The sequence below is a fragment of the Kineosporia sp. NBRC 101677 genome (assembly GCF_030269265.1).
Lineage (GTDB): Bacteria > Actinomycetota > Actinomycetes > Actinomycetales > Kineosporiaceae > Kineosporia > Kineosporia rhizophila.
The window spans coordinates 315,652-336,292 of the sequence record NZ_BSTA01000001.1 but is presented as its reverse complement, the minus strand read 5'-3'; the positions used below and the strand labels follow the sequence as shown (position 1 = coordinate 336,292).

The following is a 20,641-nucleotide window of genomic DNA, read 5'->3' as shown; positions in this document are numbered from 1 at the left end:
CACCCGGTCGGGTGAACGCTGATGCGCGTTGCTTCGGCAGGGAAGGGGGGCAGCTTGAAGACCCGTCCCGGTCAGGTGCCGGTGGGCGGGCGACGGCCGGAGAGTGACGCCGGGCTACCCTGAAGGGGTGCACCAGGCTCTGATCAAGTACACCGCCATGCGGCTCGCGATCTTCGTCGCGGTCCTGATCGGGCTGGGCCTCGTCATGGGCCGCAGCCTGCTGCTCATCGTGTTCGCCTGGGTGATCTCGGTGGCCCTGTCCTACCTCTTCCTGCGCAGGCCGCGCGAAGAGGTGAGCCTGGCCCTGGCCGAGCGCACCCGGCGGCGGCTGGACGAGAAGGCCGCGGCCCGTGAGGCCGGCCTCGAACGGCCGGACGACGAGGTGGAGGACGCGCTGGCCGCCGAGGCGATCCGGGCCGAGCAGGACCAGCAGCCGAAGAAGTAGCCGGCTCGCGCGGTCGGCCCGGCCCGGCCGGCGGGGCTCAGAAGGCCAGGCCGATGCCCATCAGCAGGGCCCACACCAGGCCCAGCTTGCCGGTGCCGCCGACCGCCGGGATCAGTCCCAGACCGGTCTCGCCCGAGGTCACCGCGGTCACCGGGCCCTTGGCCAGGGGCAGGGCCAGCAGCGACAGCGCGGTCCAGGGGTGCCAGGGCGAGATCACCAGGGTGAGCACGAACGGGGTGGCCACCAGGAAGGTGAAGAACACCCGGGTCGCCGGGTCGCCCAGTCGCACCGCCAGCGTCCGCTTCCCGCTCACGGCGTCGGTGGGGATGTCGCGCAGGTTGTTCGCGACCAGGACCGCGCAGGCCAGCGCCCCCATCCCGGTGGCCGCCCCCACTCCGGTGCCCGAGATCGTCCCCACCTGGGTGTACATCGTGCCGAGCACCGCCACCAGGCCGAAGAAGACGAACACTGACACCTCGCCGAACCCGGCGTAGCCGTAGGGGTGCTTGCCGCCGGTGTAGTACCAGGCCGCGAGCACGCACAGCACCCCGACGGCGAGCAGCCAGAGGTGCCCGGACAGCAGCACCAGCGCCAGCCCGGCCACCCCGGCCACGCCGAAACCGGTGAAGGCGGCGCGCTTGACCTCTTCCGGGCGGGCGGCGCGGGAGCCGGTCAGCCGGAACGGCCCGACCCGGTCGTCGTCGGTGCCGCGGATGCCGTCGGAGTAGTCGTTGGCGTAGTTCACGGCGACCTGCAGGGCCAGCGAGACGATCATTGCGAGCACCGCCGCCAGCAGTTCCCGCCCGCCCCAGCCCAGGTCCTGGCCGATCGCCGCGCCGGTCCCGGCCAGCACCGGGGCGGCCGAGAGCGGGAGGGTGCGCAGCCGCGCCCCCTCGACCCATTGCGTTGCGGTGGCCATGCTTCAGCTTCCTCTCAGGACTTCGGTCGGTGGTGTGCTCACCAGGGTCTGCGCGATCGCCGAGCGATCGGGCTTACCGGGCCCGCGCAGCGGCAGGCTCTCCAGCACGGTCAGCTGCCGGGGCGCCGAGCGGGGGTCGGCGAACTGCCGGACCGCGGCGCGGACCTCGGCCAGGGTAGGGGGAACGGCGCCGGGGGAGAGCACGATCGCCGCAGCCACCCGCTGACCCCACTCGGGGTCGGGCAACCCGACCACCACGGCCTCGGCCACCCCGGAGAGGTGACCAAGAGCGTCTTCAAGCGGGCCGGGGACGATGTTGAGGCCACCGCTGATGATCACCGAGTCCAGTCGTCCCCCGATCTGCAGTCGCCCTTCCTGCCAGGAGCCGTGGTCGCTGGTGACGAACTGCCGCGGCCGGGTGCCGAAGGCGGCCTCGGTGCCCTCCGGGTCGCCGAGATACCCCCGGGCCAGCACCGGCCCCGCGATCCGGATCCGGCCGTCGGGCTCGTCGAGGGTGATCTGCACGCCGTCCAGCGGCACCCCGTCGTAGACGCAGCCGCCCGCCGTTTCGCTCATGCCGTACGTGGTCACCAGTCGGACGCCCGCTGCCGCAGCCCGTTCGAGCAACGCCGGCCCTGCTGCGGCCCCGCCGACCAGAATCGCGTCGTAGCGCCGCAGTGCGTCGACCTCCGGGCTGTCCAGCAGACGCACGAGCTGGGTCGGGACGAGCGAGGTGTACAACCGCTGCCCCTTCAGCCGGGCGGTCGCCTCGGCGAAGCCGGCCGGGGTGAAGCCGGACGTGAGGTCCATCACGACCGGGGTGGTGCCGGCCACCAGCGAGCGCACCAGGACCTGGAGCCCGGCCACGTGCTGGGCGGGCAGCGCCAGCAGCCAGCGACCGCTGCCGCCGAGCCGGTCGTGGGCGGCGGCGGCCGAGCTCAGCAGGGCCGAGGAGGACAACAGAACGTGTTTGGCCGCACCCGTGGAACCGGACGTCCGGACCGCCACCGCGGTCGGGTCGGCGCTGTCGTCATCGGCCCCGACCAGCGGGATCGGGGCCCCGACGAGATCGCCCGGAGATGGACCCACTGTGGATTTACGGTGACTTTGCGGGACATCGTCGCTGAGCGCGAGGGCCGGCCCACTGCCCGAAAGCGCTGCCCGGAGCACCGGAAGGAGGCCGTTAAGACGATCATCGGTGCAGGTCAGCCGGGTCTCGAGGAAGCGTGAGGGGGTCCCGTTCGGCACCGGCCAATGCTAAGCGGTGACCTGATCGGCCAGCGCGGCAGGTTCCCCAGGAGGATGGTTAGTGGCAGGCTGCTTCCGTGCATTCCGTGGAACAGGCGCTGGCCGCAATCGGCCGTGCCGAACCCGAGGTGGCCGAGGACGCTCGGGCGGCTTGGGACTCTCTGACCGGGGGTGAGGGTCCCGAATCGGTGACGCAGTGGCGGCTCCAGCAGTTCTGCTGGGACGAGCTGAACCGGTCGTGGATGTCGGACGCGCAGGGCCGCTGGCGGGTGGCCACGGCGCTGGCCGCACTGCTCGACGGCCTGAGTATGCAGCGTTACGCCGGTATCGCCCGCAGCGACACCACCCGGCAGATCCTCTTCACCGGTGACCAGGCCCCCGACCGGGGCCGCACGGTGGTGCGCCGGGCGATGCAGCGCTCGGGCATCGAGCCGCCGGACACCGAACTGCTCACCTGGGGCGCGATCATGGGCCCGGCCGAGGGCCAGGCCCGCGAGGCGGTGGCCGACCGGCTGGAGCTGGCGGTGGCCGTGGGCGACCTGCAGCCGGGCACCCGGGGCTGGCGCGACTCGCAGGCCGAGATCACCCTGAACGTGCTGCTCTCGCCCCGGATGGACCTGTCCGGCGAGGCGCTGTACGACCAGATCCTCGACGAGCGGCTGGACGACTGGATCCGCGGCCCGCGCTCGACCACCCGCGGCGGTCTGCTGGCCCCGCTGGAGACGTCGCTGCGCGAGAACGTCGACCCGGGCATGGCCGCGCCGGCCCGGGCGCTGCTGCGCCCGCTCGACTGGCTGCTCACCGAGATCGGCGACGGCCTGGCCCTGACCGCGGCCGGCTACCTGCCGCCGCGCACCGTCTCCCGGGCGCTCGACGAGCTGGGCTGGCGCGACGAGCTGATCGGCCCGGCCAACCGCGAGGTCGACGCCTACCCGGTGCTGGTGCTGCGCGAGACCGCGCAGCGCCTGGGCCTGTGCCGGCGCCGGGCCTCCCGGCTCACCCTGACCCCGAGCGGCCGGGCCGCCCTGGCCGACGGCCGCACCCTCTGGCAGGCCGTGGCCGCCGGGCTGGTCGGCCCGGAGCACTCCGCCCTGGCCGTGGCCTGGGAGGTCGTGCTGGCGGTGCTGGCCCCGGGCGACGTGGTCGGTGAGGAAGACGTGCGCACCCTGGTCCAGGCGGTGATCACCGAGTCCGGCTGGCGGGTGGCCGGCCGGCGCACCCCGTCCGAGAGCGACACCAGCGCGCTGTTCTTCGCGGTGCTGCGGGAACTGCGCTGGATGGAACTGGTCGAGGAGTCCGGCGCCCTGCTGGACCGGCAGCTGCGGGCCCGTTCCGGGGCGGCCGACCTGTTCCGGGCGGCGCTGCGGCACCGGGTGCTGCACCGCGACATCGTGCCCTTCTAGAACTTCGACAGGAACGCCGGGATCTCCTCCGGAGGCAGCGGCCGGGCGAAGAAGTACCCCTGGCCGACCTCGCAGCCCACGTCGTGCAGCAGGTCGGCCTGGGCGCCGCTCTCGATGCCCTCGGCGGTGGTCTCCAGCGCCAGGATCCGGGCCAGGTCGACCACCGTGCGCACGATCGCCAGGTCCTCCTCGACGGTCTCGATGTTGTCGATGAACGACTTGTCGATCTTCAGCTTGTCCACCGGGAAGCGCCGCAGGTAGGACAGCGAGGAGTAGCCGGTGCCGAAGTCGTCGATGCCGACCTGCACGCCGAGCCGGCGCAGCTCCGACAGCTGCGCGGTGATCCCCTCCGGGTCCTCCATCAGCACTGTCTCGGTCAGCTCGAGGGTCAGCGCCGAGGCCGGCAGACCGGTCTCGGCCAGGGTGCTGATCACCTCCTTGGCGAGCAGCCCGTCGGCGAGCTGACGGGCCGAGACGTTGATGTTCAGGCCCAGGTCGGGCCAGGAGTGGCGGCGCCAGGCCGCGACCTGGCGGCAGCTCTGGACCAGCACCCAGCGGCCCATCTCGACCACCGCCCCGGTCTCCTCGGCGAGCGGGACGAACAGGGCCGGGGAGATCAGCCCGCGCTCGGGGTGGCGCCAGCGGATCAGCGTCTCCACCCCCAGCGGCCGCCGCCCGGCCGGGTCCTGCAGATCCATCAGCGGCTGGTAGACCAGCTCGAACTGGCTCTCGGCGAGCGCCCGGCGGAGGTCACCCTGCAGCTCCAGGCGGTCCCGGGCGTCCTCCTGCATCTGCGGTTCGAAGACCACCGCCCGCCGGGAGCCGGACTTCTTGGCCTGGTACATCGCCAGGTCGGCCTGGCGCAGCAGTTCGCCGGTCTCGTGCTGCGCGGCCTGGCCGCAGGCCACCCCCACGCTGGCCGAGACGAAGATGTCGCGGCCGTGCACCGGGATCGGCCGGCTCAGCGCGTGGCTGATCCGCTCGGCCGCCCGCAGCGCCGGGGCCGGGCCCCGGGTGCCCTCCATCAGCACCGCGAACTCGTCCCCGCCGAGCCGGGCCACGGTGTCGCTGTCCCGGATGCTCTCGCGCAGCCGCCGGGCCACCTCGGCCAGCAGTTCGTCACCGGCCGCGTGCCCGAGGGTGTCGTTCACCGCCTTGAACCGGTCCAGGTCGATGAACAGCACGCTGACCTCGGCGGACTCGTGCTCCGCGGGACCGGAGAGGGCCTGCTTCAGCCGGTCCAGGAACAGCGAGCGGTTGGCCAGGCCGGTGAGCGAGTCGTAGGAGGCCTCGCGGATCGCCTCCAGCGTGCTGGCGTCGTTCAGGGCCAGGCTGACCTGCTCGGCGAACGCGCCCAGCAGGTCCTGGCGCCAGTCCTCGGCCCCCAGCCGTTCCGGGGCGCTGGTCACCAGGCTGCCGATGATCCGCCCGCTGACGTGCACCGGGGCGGCGATGAGGGTGATGTCCTGCTCCTCGCCCTCCGGTGCGGAAACCAGTTCGTCGGCCTCGACCGCGGCGATCGCCGTGCGCAGCACCGCCTCGTCGGTCCCGGCCCCGGCCCGGTGCCCGCTCACCGAGGGGATGTTCGGCCGGTCGGTGCCGTTGAGGTCGAGCAGCACCAGGGCCACGAACGCGCCGCCGAGCATGGCCGAGGCGCCCTCGGTGACGGCGTCCATGACCATCTGCAGCGGCACCCGGTGGGAGATGTCGCGCTGGATCGCCAGCAGCGTCTCCAGCAGCCGTTCCCGCTGGCGCACCGCCTCCAGCAGCTTCTCCCGCTGCTCGGCCTCCTGCTCGGTCCGGCGCCGGGCCAGGGCGTTCTCGAACGAGACGGCCAGCTGCCCGGCGACCAGCCGTACGGCGTCCAGCCGGTCGGCCGAGAAGGCGTTGCTGTGCAGGTGATTCTCCAGCACCAGGACCAGGACGGTCCGGCCCTGGGCCTGGATCGGCACCACCATCAGCGCACAGCAGGCCAGGTCCCGCAGGTACTCGTCGGCGCCGAACCGGTCGTCCCGGGTGGCGTCGGCGACCATCAGCGGCTCGCCGGTGCGCTCGGCGTAGCGGAAGGCCGACATCGGGAAGGCCGGCTCGCCACCCAGTCCCGCGGTGCCCCAGCCACCCTCGGCGTCGCGGATCAGGACGGTGACGTCGGTGGCGCCGGTCATCGCGGTGAGCACCTCGACCACCCGGGCGTGCAACTGCTCGAAGTCGGTCTCCCGGCCGATCGCCTGGGAGGCCGAGAGCACCGCGAGCAGGTCCACCGCGTCGTGGTCGGCGGCCGGGGCCACCAACGCGTCCACCCGGTGCGGCTGCGGCTCGTGCTCGGGCATCACCGCCCGCAGGAACGGATGGCGCTGGCGCAGCTGCTCGACCTTGAGGGTGGCGCCCCAGGCGGCGTAGGAGTCGCGGCTCAGGGTGAACATCGCCCGGGCGCCGTACTCGTGGCCGAGCGACTGCCGCAGCAGCGCCGACCGTTCGGTGATCATCGCCCGGTGCCAGCCGCGGAACGGCTGGGTGTGCAGGATCGCGTCGTCGAAGTGCTTCATCGCCGCCTGCACGTCCCCGTCCGCCCAGGCGATCTCGCCGTCGATCCAGGAGAGCAGGTGGCCGAAGGTGGCGGGCAGGTCCTCGGCCCGCCGGGCCAGCCAGTCCCGGCTGTCCCGGGCCCGCGGATCCGCGCGGCGGGCCCGCAGCAGGGCGTTCAGCAGGTGCGCCTGCGAGCCCAGGTACAGGCTCTCGACGAAGGCGAACCGGGACATCACCTCGGCCAGGTGAGCCTCGAGGGCGTCGTCGTCGCCGAACACCGCGGCCAGCAGGGCCCAGACCAGATGATGGTTGACCACCGCCGCGGGCACCGTCAGCGAACTGCGGTGGCCCAGGTCCGGCGCCTGGTCGCCGTGCAGCGCCCAGACCAGCGCCCGGTAGGAGACGATCAGCTGGCGGGCCTGCTCGTTGCCCATCCGGGTGGCCAGCGCCAGGCCCTGGTCGACGGTGTCGAGCAGACCGCTCAGGGTCGGGCTGAAGTCGAGCATCGAGGCGCACAGGGTGCCGTAGCTGAAGGCGGCGGCCTGCGGCTCACCACCGCGCAGCAGCCCCGACTCGGCCTGCTGGAGGTCGGCGACGGCCCGCTCCAGCGGCTCGAACCAGGGCCGGGCGGTGGCTCCGCAGAGGAAGCGGGCGTGCGAGGTCTCCGGTTCCCAACCGCGCTCGGCGCTGACCGCCAGCACCCGGCCCACCACCTGGTACCCGGTCCGGAAGTCGTCGTTGCGGCCGATCGTCAGCAACGCCGCGTGCGAGAGCGACTCCACCAGTTGCCGCTGCGGGCCGTGCTCGGCCCACATCCGGGAGCTGGTCAGGATCAGCCAGCCGAGCAGGTCGTGGTCGGCGAAGTAGGCGGCCGGGCCGAGCCGGCGGATCACCGTGGCCCGGGCGTGCACGAGCGGATCGGTGACCTCCGGGCGGCTCAGGTCGGCGCTCGGGTCGTCGTCGCCGGCCCAGGCGCCGAACTCCGGCAGCCCGGCCCCGACCAGGTCGGCGAGCTGCTCGGCGGGCGGGACCGGGCAGCCCAGACGTTCCAGCTGCCGGCGGCCCAGGGTGATCGCCTCGTCCACCCGGCCCCGGTTGGTCAGGGCCGAGATCTGCAGGCAGACCGCGTCGTTCAGGCGCACCGGGTCGGCGCAGCGGGTGCTCAGCGACCCGAACAGGGCGTCCATCGTGTCCAGGTCGCCCAGACCGTAGACGGTGGCGTGCCGTTCCAGGTCCAGGCGCAGCCGTAGGTCCTCGTCGTCCGGGCCCAGCTCACCGGCCAGCAGCCGCCGTCCGGCCGCGTAGAAGCGTTCGGCGGCAACCGGATTCGTCACCCGGATCGCTGAGCCGGCCCGCTCCAGCAGGGCCGCCGCCCGGCGGCGCTCGGCCGGGGCGGTCAGTTCCGGCAGGGCGGCCACGTACTGCGCGGCCGCGGTGGTCAGGTGGGCCGGGTCGTCGGCCAGGCGGTGCGCGATGGTCAGGTGCAGCAGCCGTTCCGCCTCCAGGCCCAGCCGCTCGCGCACCAGCCGGCGGCTGCGCTCGTGCCGGAACCGGATCGTCGAACGCCCCTCGATGTCGCCGTTGGTGACCGTCACCAGCCCGTCGGCGAGCGCCGGTTCCAGCCGCTCGTCCAGCTCCTGGATGCTCATCCCGGCCGCGGTGGCCAGGGTGGCCGGCTCGCTGCGGTGCCCGAGCCCGGCCAGCACCTCCAGCACCGCCACGGTCGGGTCGGGCAGCCGCTGCAGGCCGGCCGCGAGCAGGTCGCCGCTGTCGCTGCCGGCCAGCCGGCCCCGCACGGTCGAGGCGTCCCAGGTCCAGCCGGTCTCGCCGAGTCGCAGGGCGCCCTCGGCGCGCAGCGCGTTCAGCAGTTCGATGGTCTCGTACGGGTTGCCCCGGGTGCGGGCCCCGACCACGTCGGCCAGCCGGGCCGACTCGCGCCGGTCCAGCCGGAGCATCTCGGCGAGCATCCCGGCCAGGTCGTCGCGGGCCAGGTTCTCCAGCCGGACCGCGGCCGGCCAGAGCCCGAGCTGCGACCAGCGCGGGACCAGGGCCCCGAGCGGGTGCCCCTCACCCACCTCGTCCTCGCGCAGGGTCCCGACCAGCAGCAGGCCGTCGATGTCGGTGCCGGTCAGCACCGCGTCCACCAGGCCGAGCGGGAACGGTGCGGCCCAGTGCAGCGAGTCCAGCACCATCACCACCGGGCGCTGCGGGGAGGCGGTGGCCCGCAGCACGTCGAGGGCGCCCTGCCGCACCCGGCTGGGCAGTTCCAGCGGATCGCCCAGCGCCGGTTCGCCCGGCACCCCCAGCACCGGGGCCAGGTCCGGCACCAGCCCGGCGATCAGCGCGGCGTTGCCACCGAGCGTGTCCCGCAGTCGTTTACGCTGCTCGGCCAGGGCGTGGTCGGGCTCGGCGAGCAGCAGCCGGCCGAGTGCGCCGAGGGCCTCCACCACCGCGTCCGAGCGCAGGTCGGCGTCGGCCGCGTCGAAGGTGCCGGTGATGAACCAGCCCCCGGCCTCGGCCACGGTCGGGCGCAGCTGGTCGACCAGGGCACTCTTGCCCACCCCGGCCCGCCCGCTGACCAGGATCCCGCTCGCCCCGCCGGTGCGGACCTGCCGGAACGCGGTGCGCAGCCGGGCGGTCGCGGCCTCCCGGGCGATCAGCCGGGAAGGACCGGTGAGCTGGTGCGGGAAGTCCTGGTCGCCGAGCGCGAACGAGCCGATCCGGGCGAGCTGCCGCCCACCGTGCGCGCCCCCCGCCTTGACCAGCTCCTGCCGCAGCCGCTTCAGGTCGTGCAGCAGCCCGGCGGCGCTCTGGTACCGCCGGCCCGGCTCCTTCTCCAGCAGCTTGGCCACGATGTCCGACAGCGGCCGGGGGAAGTCCGGCTTCACCTGGACGATCGGGGTGGGCATCCGGGCCAGCTGGTCGCGCATCAGGCTGAGCGCGTCGTTCTCACCCCGGCCGAACGGCGGTTCGCCGGTGCACAACTCGTAGACGACGACCCCCACGGCGTACAGGTCGGCCCGCTGGTCGACCGGCTGGGCGGTGCGCCCGGTCTGCTCGGGGGCCAGGTAGGCCAGCCGGTTCACGATCGAGTTGCTGTGCGCGTAGCCGGGCTGCTCGCCGGAGAACAGGGTGGCCCGGTCGAAGTTGACCACCATCGCCCGGTTCTGGGGCACGCTGAGCAGAACGGTGTCGGGGCTGAGGTCGTGGTGCACCACGCCCCGGGCATGCACCTGGGCGAGCAGGGCGGCCAGGTCCACGGCCACGTCGACCAGGGCGGACAGGTCGAGGTGCCAGCCCGGCGAGGCCATCAGCGTCCGCAGCGACTCCCCGCGGAACGGCTTGGCGTGGTAAGCCGCGCCCTCGGCGCCGCGGACCAGCTGGGGCACCCCGGCGATCCCCCGGAGCCGCTCCATCACCGCGGCCGAGTGCCGGGCCCGGGCGGCCGCGTTGGGCCCGAGCATCTCGCGCCGGATCAGCGCGTCCTCACCGGTGCCGATCCGGGTGACCCGGCCGAACCGGTCCTCGTAGATCAGGACCTCACCCGGCGCCAGGCCGGCGGCCCCGGCCGGTTCCTCCGGCAGCCGCTGACCGGGCACCGGGATCTCGGCCCGGGGGCCGCTGCCGCTGCCCGGCTCCGTGTTCGTCATCCCTCGTGCCTCGCAATCCCCGATGGGCGGGGTATCGCCAGGTCAGGCGTCCGGCTTGACGTCAGGAACGCGGTTTCACCCGGCGGTGGCGTCGCCCGGTTCGTCGTCCGGCGGGGACGGCTTCGCCTCGGAGGTGTTCTCGTCCGGGGTCTCGTCCGGGCGGGTCAGGGTGCGCTTGCGCTGGGCCCGGGCCAGCCCGGCGATGAAGTCCGGGTCGTCGTCCGGGCCCACCGGGTACTGCGTCATCCCCTCCGCCGCCCAGCCCGTGCCGGCCGGGTGACCGGGGGCGTGCTCGTGCCGGCCTCCGCGCCGCGGCCCGGATGCCAGCAGCCAGAGCACCGCACCGAAGAGCGGGACCAGGACGATCGCGGCGATCCACTGGCCCCGGGTGAGGCGGTAGAGCTCGTCGGCCGGGGTCTGCAGGGCGTCGAACACCGAGTAGACGATCAGTCCGATGTAGAGCAGGACGGGCAAGGCGGTCAGCAGCACTTCGGCGCTCCCCCTTCGGTCGGTTTCCGGTCCCAGCGCGCGGGCGCGTGGCATCCCCCGGCCCCACCCCTGGAGCCGGGGGCGGCCGGGAGAAATCCGTCCTCCCAAGCCTGCCACGTCCGATGCCTGATGTGTCCTTCGACGGCCTGAGAGTAAGCCCGGAATCCGCCGTCGGTCAGTAGTAGTAGGGGTAGGGGCTCCAGTCCGGTTCACGCTTCTGCAGGAAGGCGTCCCGGCCCTCGACCGCCTCGTCGGTCATGTACGCCAGCCGGGTCGCCTCCCCGGCGAACACCTGCTGCCCCATCAGCCCGTCGTCGGTCAGGTTGAAGGCGAACTTCAGCATCCGCTGCGCGGTCGGGCTCTTGGCGTTGATCGCCGCGGCCATCTCCAGCGCCGCGTTCTCCAGGTCGGCGTGGTCGGCGACCTCGTTCACCGCGCCCATCCGCTGCATGGTCTCGGCGTCGTAGGGGCGGCCGAGGAAGAAGATCTCCCGGGCGAACTTCTGGCCCACCATCTTGGCCAGGTAGGCGGAGCCGTAACCGGCGTCGAACGAGCCCACATCCGCGTCTGTCTGCTTGAAGCGGGCGTGCTGACGGCTGGCCACGGTGAGGTCGCAGACCACGTGCAGGCTGTGCCCGCCCCCGGCGGCCCAGCCGCTGACCACCGCGATCACCACCTTGGGCATGGTCCGGATCAGCCGCTGCACCTCGAGGATGTGCAGGCGCCCGCCCTCGACCTTGACCCGGGCGTCGTCCACTGTGTCAGCCGTCTCACCCTCGGCGTACTGGTAGCCCGAGCGCCCCCGGATGCGCTGGTCGCCGCCGGAGCAGAAGGCCCAGCCCCCGTCCTTCGGGCTGGGGCCGTTGCCGGTGAGCAGGACCGTGCCCACGTCGGGGGTACGGCGGGCGTGGTCGAGGGCTTGGTAGAGCTCGTCCACGGTGTGCGGACGGAACGCGTTACGCACCTCCGGCCGGTCGAAGGCGATACGCACCGTGCCGCCCGCAGGTCCCGAACGGGTACATCTGTGATAGGTGATGTCGGTAAAGTCGTAATCGGGAACGGGCTCCCACGACTGCGGATCGAAGATCTCGGAAACGGTCTCGCGGCTGGGGGTCGTCACCCACCCGAGAATAGGCTGGCCGGCCTCGCGAACCGGTCCGCCCCCGCGCAGCGAGCCCCAGGGCGGGGGTGGTGATCAGGTGCTCCGCGAACCACGGATGAGGTTCAGCCTCCGTGGGCACGACGCGGTCTGGTACTACCAGGACCGCACGCACAGCCATGTCCTGGTCGACCCCGACGCCCTGGGCCGCTCGCAGACCCCGGGCTTCGTCCGGCCGGTCGAGCTGTGGGGGGCCCGGCAGTGGCTGCAGCCGCCGAACGCGCCGGTGGTTCGCTACGCCCAGCTGTTCGGTTCACTGGTCGCCCTGGAGGACGACGGCGAACCGGCCCCGCTGCCCGGCGGGCACGTGGTCGACCGGGCGCACGTGGTCGACTTCGTGGGCGGGCCGAACTTCCAGCTCGGCGCCCTGGGCCTGCTGATGGACGCGGTGGCGGCGGCGGTCGCGGGCGGCCCCCCGGTGGTGCTGGTGGCCCCGAACGTGAAGGCCGGGGTGCGCTGGATCGGGCTGGTGAGCTTCCTCATGCCGCCCCCGGTCAGCCTGCGCATCTCCTTCTCCAGCTACGAGCGGCTCACCGACGTGCTGGCCCGGGCCGAGGCCGAGGCCGGCGGCGAGGGCGACCTGATCTCGGCGGCGCTGCAGGAGGACGACCCCGAGGGCTGGCGCACCCCGGTGGTCAGCGTCATCGTCGAGTCCGACCTCGACTCGGCCCTCACCCTGCCGCGCGGCCGGCACCTGCCGGTGGTGATCGTCGATCCGCGGGTCGAGGCCACGCTGGTCGCCTCCGGCGGACCGGCCCACCGCCGCACCCATCTCGGCCAGAGCGTGCGGGTCACCGACTGGTCCCGGCTGGCCCTCGACGCGGTCTGCGAGGAACCCGGCGCCCTGGAGCGATGCCTGCGCCGGCTCGACGAGATCAGCCTGGCCACCCCGCCCACCGGCGGTCCGCGGGGAGACTGGTGGCCGGGCGGCAGCCGGGCCCCGGGCGAGGTGAGCCCCGACGTGCAGGGGGCGGCCTGGTTCCTGGCCGCAGCGGTCGCGCTCACCCCCGGTCTGCCGTTGGCCCTGCCCACGGCGACCCGGATCATCCTGCGCGACACCCCGCTGGGCCTGCAGCTGTCCGACGACCTCGCCGCCGCGCTCGCCTCCCTGGTCGCGGCCACGGTGGACGACGCCGACCAGGCCTGGAGCCGCCTGGTCGCGGCCCGGGAGTCCGACCCGCCGCGTCCGGCGCTGGTGCAGGCGGCGTTCGAGAGCTACCTCTACCTGGCCCTGGAAGACGACGGCTGGCTGCTCCGCCAGGCCCCGCCGCTGCCCGACACCATCCGCTTCGACCCGGGCCTGGCCAGCCGGCTGCGTGCTCCACTGGCCAAACTCACCGACCGGCTGGCCCGCCCGGCCGGGGGCGACGAGGGCGACGTACGGCACGGCGTGCTGCTGCTGCGTGCCATCGACTTCGCCCATCGCACCGCCCGACTGGTGCACGGGCCGGATCTCGCGGCGGCCGGGCTGGAACTCCTGGCCGACCGCGCCGCCCGGATGCTGACCTCGCGCGAGCCGGTGGTGGAGCCGGCCGGCGAGCCTCATGGCCCCGACGAACAGGAAGAGAGGCCGTCGGGCTCGGGCTGGCCGGGCGCGCCGGAGGAGTCCGACGAGTTCAGGGCGGGCCATGCCCCGGGGGCCTCGCGGGCGTTCGGCGCGTCGGGGGTTCGGCTACCTAGAGACGTCGGTGGCGCCGGAGCGGCGAGCTGGGGTCCCGCTGGCAGGTCGAGGGCCTCAGGCGCCTCAGGCGCCGGTGAACCAACGGACGTGGGTGGCGGGTTCGGTTCGCAGGGCGCCTCGGGTGTGGGTGGGCCGGTGGACGCGGGCGGGGAGTTCGGTTCACCGGGTGCTTTGGACGCTGGTGAGTCGGAAGCGCGCGGTGAGTCCGCGTCGCGGGAGGGCTCGGGTGGCGGCGGGCAGACGAGCGTGGGCGGCGGGTTCGGTTCGCTGGGTGGGGGTCCGGGCGTCCGTGAACTGAAGGACGTCGGTGGGGCCCCCGCCTCTCAAGGTGCGTCGGGCAGTGGTGACCCGGGCGCTCGGGCCGCAGAAAGCGTCCGTAAGCCTGTGAACCCGCCGGACGAGCCGGTGGCTGAGGGGGCGTCCCGGGGCTGGTGGAACATCCGCGGGCCCCGCGGGGCCTGGGGCGGCTTCGCCGCCGGAAAGCCGGCCAACTCCAACGGTGAGGCGAGCGCTGCGGGTGAGACCGACGTCCCTAGTTCGATCCAGCCCGACGAGGCAGTCGGGCTCGGGGCGCGGATTGCCGAGTTGACCGGTCCGCTCGATCCGGCGGCGTTGTCGCGCTGGATCATCCCCCACCTGGCTGAGGCGGGGTACGAGCCGGGCGGCTGGCTGCACTCCGAGGCTCCGGCGGGCGAGCGACTTCCTGCTGCCGTGCTGAATCTCGTGGCCCCCGCGGTGGATGCCGACCGTCTGGCCCGGCTGCGTCCCGAGGAGCTGGCCGCGGCCGACCAGGGGGCAGGACCGGACCGGGTGATGCTCGAGGTGGCCGTCGCCTCGGCCCTCGGCCGTATCTCCGGCGATCCGCGTTTGCGGGGTCCGGCGATACGGCACATGCTGCGGATGGCCGTGGACGCCAATCCCGACGCAGATCCAGAACCGCTGGTGGCGGCCATCTTCGGCCGGCTGACGGCCGGGGCGCCGTGGAGCGCCTCGCTGCTGCTGCAGATCACCGAGCCCGCCCCCGAGAAGCTGGCGCCGCACCTGGTGCCGGTCGCTCTGCGGCACCTCGGAGACTGGCTCGACGACGTGGACAGCGCCCGGCTGGCCGCCGCACTGCTCAAGCGCATCGACTTCCTGCCGCTGCGCGACGCGGAGGGGCGCGAGCGGCCGCGCCGGGCGGGGGTGACCGACGCCCAGGCCCAGTTGCTCAACCTGCTGGCCATCACCGGGCCCGGCTGGCCGGAGCAGGACGACGGCCTGCACCGGCGGGCCGCCGAGCTGCTGATGTTCGCCGACCGGGCGTGGCCGGGGCTGAGCAACACCGAGCGTCGGCTGATCGCCCCGCGGGTCACGGTGGCGGCGTTCGCCGTGGCCATCGCGGCCGAGCCGGCGCAGCGGGACACCGTGCTGCGTTCGCGGCTGCCCGTGGTCCCGGTGGGCAGTGCCTGGCGCGAGGCCGTCCCGCTGGGACTGGAGGCCGCGCTGCCGCTGGTCGGCGGGATGCTGCGGCAGAACAAGCACCGACTGGCGGGCGAGGTGGTGATCGCTTCCACCCGGGCGATGCTGCGCCCAGGGGAGCTGTCGCCTCAGGCCCTTCCCGACACCGGCGCCGACGTACCCCGGCTCCCCGCGCTGCCGGTCGGGCCGGTGCTGCGGCGGTTGGTCGAGTCGGAGAGCACGTTCCCGGCGGATCCGTTCGGGGTCGCGGCGAGTCCGGCTGCGGGGGATCCGGCGGCGCGGCTCGCGGGGCATCTGGCCGCGCTGGTAGAGGCCGAGATCCGGGCGGCGCTGGGGCCGGTCGACCGCAGGGGGCTGCGCGAGTTCTGGGAGCAGGCGCTGCCTGGCGCCGAGCTGGCGGCCGACCCGTTCCCGCTGGCCGCCGACGAGCCGGAGGTGGTGGGTGAGGAGCGGGATCTGCGCACCCGGCTGCGGGCCTTCGGTGGATACCTCGGCTCGTCCTCCCGGCCTGCTCAGCAGCCGGAACTGCCCTCGGCGCCGACGCCGGTCCGAACCCCTCCGCACGGGCTCGCGCCGGAGGAGGGGGCCGCGGCCGAGCGGGTGATCGAGGGCGAAGTGGTGGAGGAGGACGAGGGCAGCGCCCGGGCCGATGCCGAGCTCCGCCGGCCGCGCGGGGCTCAGCGGGCGGTGAACCGGCCGGGCTGGCAGACCTGGCTGCGCTCGGTCCTGCGCCGCGACTGAACGGGCCTCGCCGCGCCGCCGGTCGAGCGCCCTGGGACCATGGGACACGTGATTGCCCGGTGAACCCGTCGACTGCTCTGGCCACCGTCCTGGTCGATGCTCTGGCCCGGCTCGGCGTACGCCACGTCGTGCTCTGCCCGGGCAGCCGTTCCGCGCCGCTGGCCTACGCCCTGGCCGAGGCCGCCGACGCCGGCCGGATCGAGCTGCACGTGCGCATCGACGAGCGCACCGCGGCCTTCCTCGCCCTGGGGCTGGCCCGCGGCGACGACCAGCACGCCCCCGCCGCGGTGGTGACCACTTCGGGTACGGCGGTGGCCAATCTGCATCCCGCGGTGCTCGAGGCCGCCCACTCAGGGGTTCCCCTCCTGGTTCTCTCCGCCGACCGCCCGCACGAACTGCGGGGCACCGGAGCCAGCCAGACCACCGACCAGGTGAAGATCTTCGGTTCGGCAGTGCGCTGGTTCGGCGAGATCCCGGCCCCCACCGCCTACGCAGAGGGGCAGATCGCAGGCTGGCGCAACGTCCTCGCCCGGGCCGTGGCGGCGGCCCGGGGTCAGGTCGGGCGCCAGCCCGGGCCGGTGCAACTGAACATCGGCTTCACCGAGCCGCTCACCCCGGACGACGAGCCCGCTCTCGCCCAAGGCGACCCCGACGTCGGCCTCACCCGGATCGCTGTAGCTGCCCAGCCTCGTCCGGTTCTGATCGAAAGTGGCCCCCGAACCGTCGTTCTCGCAGGCGACGGGGCCGGTGCCGAAGCGGCCGAGCTGGCCGAGAAGGCGCGCTGGCCGCTGCTGGCCGAGCCCTCGTCCGGAGTGCGGCAGTCGGGCACGGTCGCGCCCTACCGCTTGCTGATCGGTGGTGAGCTGGGCGAGAAGATCGAGCGGGTGGTGGTTTTCGGGCGCCCGACGTTGTCCCGGCCGGTCACGCAGCTGCTGTCGCGCGGCAGTGCCGAGGTGATCGTGGTCTCGCCCCGGCCGGACTGGACCGATGCCGGGCGTAAGGCCGCGCTGGTGGTGCCCGCGGTGGCGGTCGCCGAAGGTCATGAGCCGGACGAGTCCTGGCTCTCCGAGTGGATTTCCGCGGGCAAGTCGGCCACTGCGGCGGTGGACTCGGTGCTGGACGAGGAGCTTCGCGAGGGCCGCGTCACCGGGCCGTTCGTGGCCCGTGAGCTCTCGGCCGTCACCCGTCCCGGCGAGCTCCTGGTCTGCGGGGCCAGCAATCCGATCCGCGATCTCGACCTGGTGGCGCGGATCCCGGTGGGCGCGGAAATCCTTGCCAATCGCGGACTTGCGGGGATCGACGGGACGATCTCGACCGCGATCGGGGCGGCCCTGGCCAGTGCCCGTCGCACCCGGCTGCTGGTCGGGGACCTCACCTTCCTGCACGATGCGGGCGCATTGTCGCTGGGGGCGGGGGAGCGGCGGCCCGATCTGCAGATCGTGGTGGTGGACGACAACGGCGGTGGCATCTTCGCCACCCTCGAGCACGGCGCCCGGGCCGAGTCGGGTGAGCGTCAGTTGCGCCACTATGAGCGGGTTTTCGGCACGGCTCAGCAGGTCGAACTAGAGACGTTGGTGCGCGCCTACGGGGTTTCGTACACGCGGGTGCGGGGCGGGGACGAACTGCGTGCGGCCCTCGCGGCGCCGTTCTCGGGGATCTCGGTGCTGCACGTCCCGATCGACCGCACCCGGCACCGCGAACTGGCCCAGAAGCTGCGTCAGGCCGTACAGGCCCAGGCCTAGCGGCTCAGGGCGCCCTTGATCGGCAGCAGCTTGGCCTCGGACTCGGCCAGTTCGGCGTCCGGGTCCGAGCCCGCCACGATCCCGCAGCCGGCGAAGAGCCGGAAGCGGCGCGGGTCTTCCGGGTCGAACTGGGCGCTGCGCAGGGCGATTCCCCACTCGCCGTCGCCGGCCGCGTCCACCCAGCCCACCGGCCCGGCGTAACGCCCCCGGTCCATCCCCTCCACGGCCTCGATCAGGTCGGCGGCCGAGGCGGTGGGGGTGCCGCAGACCGCGGCCGAGGGGTGCAGGGCGGCGGCCAGGTCGAGCGAGGTGGCGCCGTCGGCCAGCACCCCGGTGACGTCGGTGGCCAGGTGCATGACGTTGGGCAGGTGCAGCACGAAGGGGGAGTCGGGCACGTTGGTCGTGGTGCAGTGCGGGGCCAGAGCCTCGGCCACCGAGCGCACGGCGTACTCGTGCTCCTCCAGGTCCTTGCTGGAACGGGCCAGCGAGGCGGCCAGGGCCAGGTCCTGCTCGTCGTTCTGGGTGCGCCGGATCGTGCCGGCCAGCACCCGCGAGGTGACCAGACCGCGTTCCAGCTTGACCAGCATCTCCGGGGTGGCGCCGAGCAGGCCGTCCACGCTGAACGTCCAGCAGTTGGGGTAGTCGCGGGCCAGTCGGGCGAGCACGTCGCGCGGGTCCACGTCCTGGGCGGTGCGGGCCACCACGTCGCGGGCCAGCACCACCTTCTCCACCTGACCGGCCTCGATCCGGTCGATCACCTCGGCGACCGCGGCCCGCCAGTCCTGCGGGTCCCGCGCCCCCGGGGTGAACTCGGTGCCTTCGGGCGAGACCGGCTCCCGCTCGTGCCGGGTGAGCCGGACCGGGGCCGGGATCGCGCCGCCGGCCGTGATCGTGGTGAGCCACCAGGTGCCGGCCCGGTGCCCGACCACCACTTCGGGCACGATCAGCACACCGCCGGCCGGGGAGGCGGGGGAGAAGGCGAAGGAGCCGAAGGCGACCGGGCCGGTGCCCGGCAGCCGCACCTCGTCGCGGACCACCGAGCGCTGCGCCATGTCGGCCCAGGTGCGCCGGGCCGAGGTGAACCGGGACGCTCCCGCACCGTCCACCCGCATCGCCTCGCCCCAGCCGACCAGGCCCTCACCCCGGCGCAGCCAGACCAGACCCGGGCCCGGCGGCAGCAGTTCGAGCAGGGGACCGGGGTCGGAGATCGCCACGGTGCGGGCGATGAGGGGAGCCAGGGCAGGAGCAGTGGTCATGATGACTTCAAGATTAGGAGCGCTCCGGCCGGGCCCCGCTGCGGGGTCGGTCACCCTCGGCCGCCCGAACTCCCCCGAACGGGCAAAAGGCCAGGTGAACCCCGGCTCCGATGGGGGCGACGGGCCCACTGTGAACTAGGGCACCCCTCACCCGAACGGGCCGCTGGAGGAGACGCGCAGCATCCCCGTGGGAGCATCGGGGCATGTCCCGCGCTGGTCTGGAGAAGACGCCACACGAGGTGGCGAGCATGTTCGACGGTGTCGCTGCTCGCTACGACCTGACCAACACCGTGCTGGCGATGCGCCAGGACGTCCGCTGGCGGAAGCTGGTGGCCGAGGCCCTGGACCTGAGGGCCGGGCAGACCGTGCTCGACCTGGCGGCCGGCACCGGCACCTCCAGCGAGCCCTTCGCCGACGCCGGTGTGCACACCGTGCCCTGCGACTTCTCGCTGGGCATGCTCAAGGTGGGCAACCGGCGCCGCCCCGACCTGCCCTTCGTGGCCGGTGACGCCACCCGCCTGCCCTTCGCCGACGCCTCCTTCGACGCCGTGACGATCTCGTTCGGGCTGCGCAACGTGGTCGACGTGGAGGCGGCGCTGGCCGAGATGCGCCGGGTGACCAAGCCCGGCGGCAAGTTCGTGGTCTGCGAGTTCTCCCACCCCACGTGGGCCCCCTGGCGGGTCGTCTACACCGAGTACCTGATGCGGGCGCTGCCCTCGGTGGCCCGCGTGGTCAGCTCGAACCCGGATGCCTACGTGTACCTCGCCGAGTCGATCCGGGCCTGGCCGGACCAGCGGGGTCTGGCTGCGAAGCTGCGGCAGGCGGGCTGGACCGACGTGGCCCACCGCAACCTCTCCGGCGGGATCGTGGCGCTGCACCGCGCCTTCCGCTGACCCCCTGCTCAGACCTACGAGCGCCCCCGGCCGACCGGCCGGGGGCGCTCCTGCTTTGCCGCTGCGACAAATCAGAGAAGTATTGGAAATGGCAAGGGTCTGGCTCGACATTCAGCATTTAGTCGCCGAACGGTCATTGAGCTCTTCAGGCCGTCGAATAGCGTCGATTCGACGAAATGCTGGCCTGCATGACTCGTCCCCCATTGGGGGCGGGTGCCGAAACCGCGACGGTGACACCAAAAGGTGTCAACAAACAAAACGGCACCGTGTGTCGAAATCAAGGCGGGCGTACCCATCGAGCCCGTCCGATCGTCCTTTGATTTACCGCCCGAAGCCGTGCCGTAAATACCGGGCTCTCGCGGGTGGACGCAAAACCACTGCCCGACAGGGCATTTCAACCATGAATTAAGTTACTTCAACCGTTCGTAAAGCTGCAGGTCAGGGCGGTTATGAACAAAGGGCCAAAGCGATACCCCGCGCGTCGGAGAGGTTCTGTGCGGGTCGTATGCTGTGCACGTGAATCACTTCACAAGCGATCGCGACGGTGCGGTACGCCCTGTGCCGTCCGCGAATACGCAGGCCCCTAGGATGGGCGCGCCCCGGGCGGCCTGCCTGATGCCCGGGTGTTCAACGGCGAAGAGTTCGGGAGGGCTGCTGTCGTGAACCCCTACGTTCCGATCCTGGCTCTGATGGCGATCGGCGGCGGGTTCGCCGTCTTCTCCATCGTCGCCGGGGCCCTCTCCGGCCCCAAGCGGTACAACCGGGCCAAGCTGGACGCGTACGAGTGCGGTATCGAGCCCACCCCGCAGGCCGCGGGCGGTGGCCGCTTCCCGGTGAAGTACTACCTGGTCGCGATGCTGTTCATCGTCTTCGACATCGAGAGCGTCTTCCTCCTGCCCTTCGCGGTCGCGTTCGACTCCCTGGGGGTCTTCGCGCTGGTCGAGATGGTGCTCTTCGTGATCACCGTCTTCATCGCCTACGCCTACGTGTGGCGCCGCGGCGGCCTGGAGTGGGACTGAAACCCCGCGGGA

General features: G+C 73.2%; 12 protein-coding genes. 6 read left to right on the top strand and 6 right to left on the bottom strand.

Annotated features, from left to right (window positions below; genetic code table 11):
• Positions 1-127 precede the first annotated feature (127 nt).
• Entirely contained in the window at positions 128-445 is a 318-nt protein-coding gene (locus QSK18_RS01550; protein ID WP_285616375.1) for a DUF4229 domain-containing protein, read from the top strand.
• 37 nt (positions 446-482) lie between these two features.
• On the opposite strand, the gene QSK18_RS01545 is transcribed toward QSK18_RS01550, so the two are convergent.
• Together QSK18_RS01545 and menE are read right to left on the bottom strand one after the other, a co-directional pair.
• Positions 483-1,364, bottom strand: a complete 882-nt coding sequence (locus QSK18_RS01545; protein WP_269811198.1) for a 1,4-dihydroxy-2-naphthoate polyprenyltransferase — start codon at positions 1,362-1,364, stop codon at positions 483-485.
• 3 nt (positions 1,365-1,367) lie between these two features.
• On the bottom strand, positions 1,368-2,612 hold the full coding sequence (gene menE / locus QSK18_RS01540; RefSeq protein WP_285616374.1) for an o-succinylbenzoate--CoA ligase: 1,245 nt from the start codon (positions 2,610-2,612) through the stop codon (positions 1,368-1,370).
• 77 nt (positions 2,613-2,689) lie between these two features.
• On the opposite strand from menE, the gene QSK18_RS01535 reads away from it, so the two are divergent.
• Positions 2,690-4,015 (top strand): hypothetical protein, encoded by a 1,326-nt coding sequence (locus tag QSK18_RS01535; protein ID WP_232814683.1) that lies wholly within the window; start codon positions 2,690-2,692, stop codon positions 4,013-4,015.
• Here the strand turns inward: QSK18_RS01535 and QSK18_RS01530 are convergent.
• From QSK18_RS01530 to QSK18_RS01520, 3 genes are all read right to left on the bottom strand, one after another.
• Complete coding sequence (locus QSK18_RS01530) at positions 4,012-10,191, bottom strand: EAL domain-containing protein (RefSeq protein WP_285616373.1); 6,180 nt, start codon at positions 10,189-10,191, stop codon at positions 4,012-4,014. The two genes, QSK18_RS01535 and QSK18_RS01530, sit on opposite strands and share 4 nt — an antisense overlap.
• Before the next feature lie 75 nt (positions 10,192-10,266).
• Complete coding sequence (locus QSK18_RS01525; RefSeq protein WP_232814681.1) at positions 10,267-10,680, bottom strand: PLD nuclease N-terminal domain-containing protein; 414 nt, start codon at positions 10,678-10,680, stop codon at positions 10,267-10,269.
• A 175-nt stretch (positions 10,681-10,855) separates the two neighbouring features.
• The gene (locus tag QSK18_RS01520; protein ID WP_232815125.1) at positions 10,856-11,800 is read right to left on the bottom strand and encodes a 1,4-dihydroxy-2-naphthoyl-CoA synthase; all 945 of its coding nucleotides are present in this window, start codon (positions 11,798-11,800) and stop codon (positions 10,856-10,858) included.
• 97 nt (positions 11,801-11,897) lie between these two features.
• Here QSK18_RS01520 and QSK18_RS01515 point away from each other — a divergent pair, with 97 nt between their 5' ends.
• Positions 11,898-15,719 carry a GAP1-M domain-containing protein gene (locus QSK18_RS01515; protein ID WP_285616372.1) on the top strand — a complete coding sequence of 1,274 codons (3,822 nt, stop codon included), beginning with the start codon at positions 11,898-11,900 and terminating at the stop codon, positions 15,717-15,719.
• 59 nt (positions 15,720-15,778) lie between these two features.
• Positions 15,779-17,461: a 2-succinyl-5-enolpyruvyl-6-hydroxy-3-cyclohexene-1-carboxylic-acid synthase gene (menD, locus tag QSK18_RS01510; RefSeq protein ID WP_285616371.1), complete on the top strand. Its 1,683-nt coding sequence runs from the start codon at positions 15,779-15,781 to the stop codon at positions 17,459-17,461.
• Here menD and QSK18_RS01505 read toward each other — a convergent pair.
• The gene (locus QSK18_RS01505) at positions 17,458-18,717 is read right to left on the bottom strand and encodes an isochorismate synthase (protein ID WP_285616370.1); all 1,260 of its coding nucleotides are present in this window, start codon (positions 18,715-18,717) and stop codon (positions 17,458-17,460) included. The genes menD and QSK18_RS01505 overlap by 4 nt on opposite strands.
• Before the next feature lie 203 nt (positions 18,718-18,920).
• Between QSK18_RS01505 and QSK18_RS01500 the strand changes: the two genes are divergently transcribed.
• Both QSK18_RS01500 and QSK18_RS01495 read left to right on the top strand, forming a co-directional pair.
• Complete coding sequence (locus tag QSK18_RS01500; RefSeq protein WP_285616369.1) at positions 18,921-19,610, top strand: demethylmenaquinone methyltransferase; 690 nt, start codon at positions 18,921-18,923, stop codon at positions 19,608-19,610.
• Between the two features lie 659 nt (positions 19,611-20,269).
• Positions 20,270-20,629: an NADH-quinone oxidoreductase subunit A gene (locus QSK18_RS01495; protein WP_232815130.1), complete on the top strand. Its 360-nt coding sequence runs from the start codon at positions 20,270-20,272 to the stop codon at positions 20,627-20,629.
• The last annotated feature ends 12 nt before the right edge of the window (positions 20,630-20,641 follow it).

Bases quoted from the DNA above. Each gene is read 5' to 3' on its own strand.
- QSK18_RS01545 (WP_269811198.1), bottom strand. From the start codon at position 1,364: ATGGCCACCGCAACGCAATGGGTCGAGGGGGCGCGGCTGCGCACCCTC.
- QSK18_RS01530 (WP_285616373.1), bottom strand. From the start codon at position 10,191: ATGACGAACACGGAGCCGGGCAGCGGCAGCGGCCCCCGGGCCGAGATC.
- QSK18_RS01515 (WP_285616372.1), top strand. From the start codon at position 11,898: ATGAGGTTCAGCCTCCGTGGGCACGACGCGGTCTGGTACTACCAGGAC.
- QSK18_RS01505 (WP_285616370.1), bottom strand. From the start codon at position 18,717: ATGACCACTGCTCCTGCCCTGGCTCCCCTCATCGCCCGCACCGTGGCG.
- QSK18_RS01500 (WP_285616369.1), top strand. From the start codon at position 18,921: ATGTCCCGCGCTGGTCTGGAGAAGACGCCACACGAGGTGGCGAGCATG.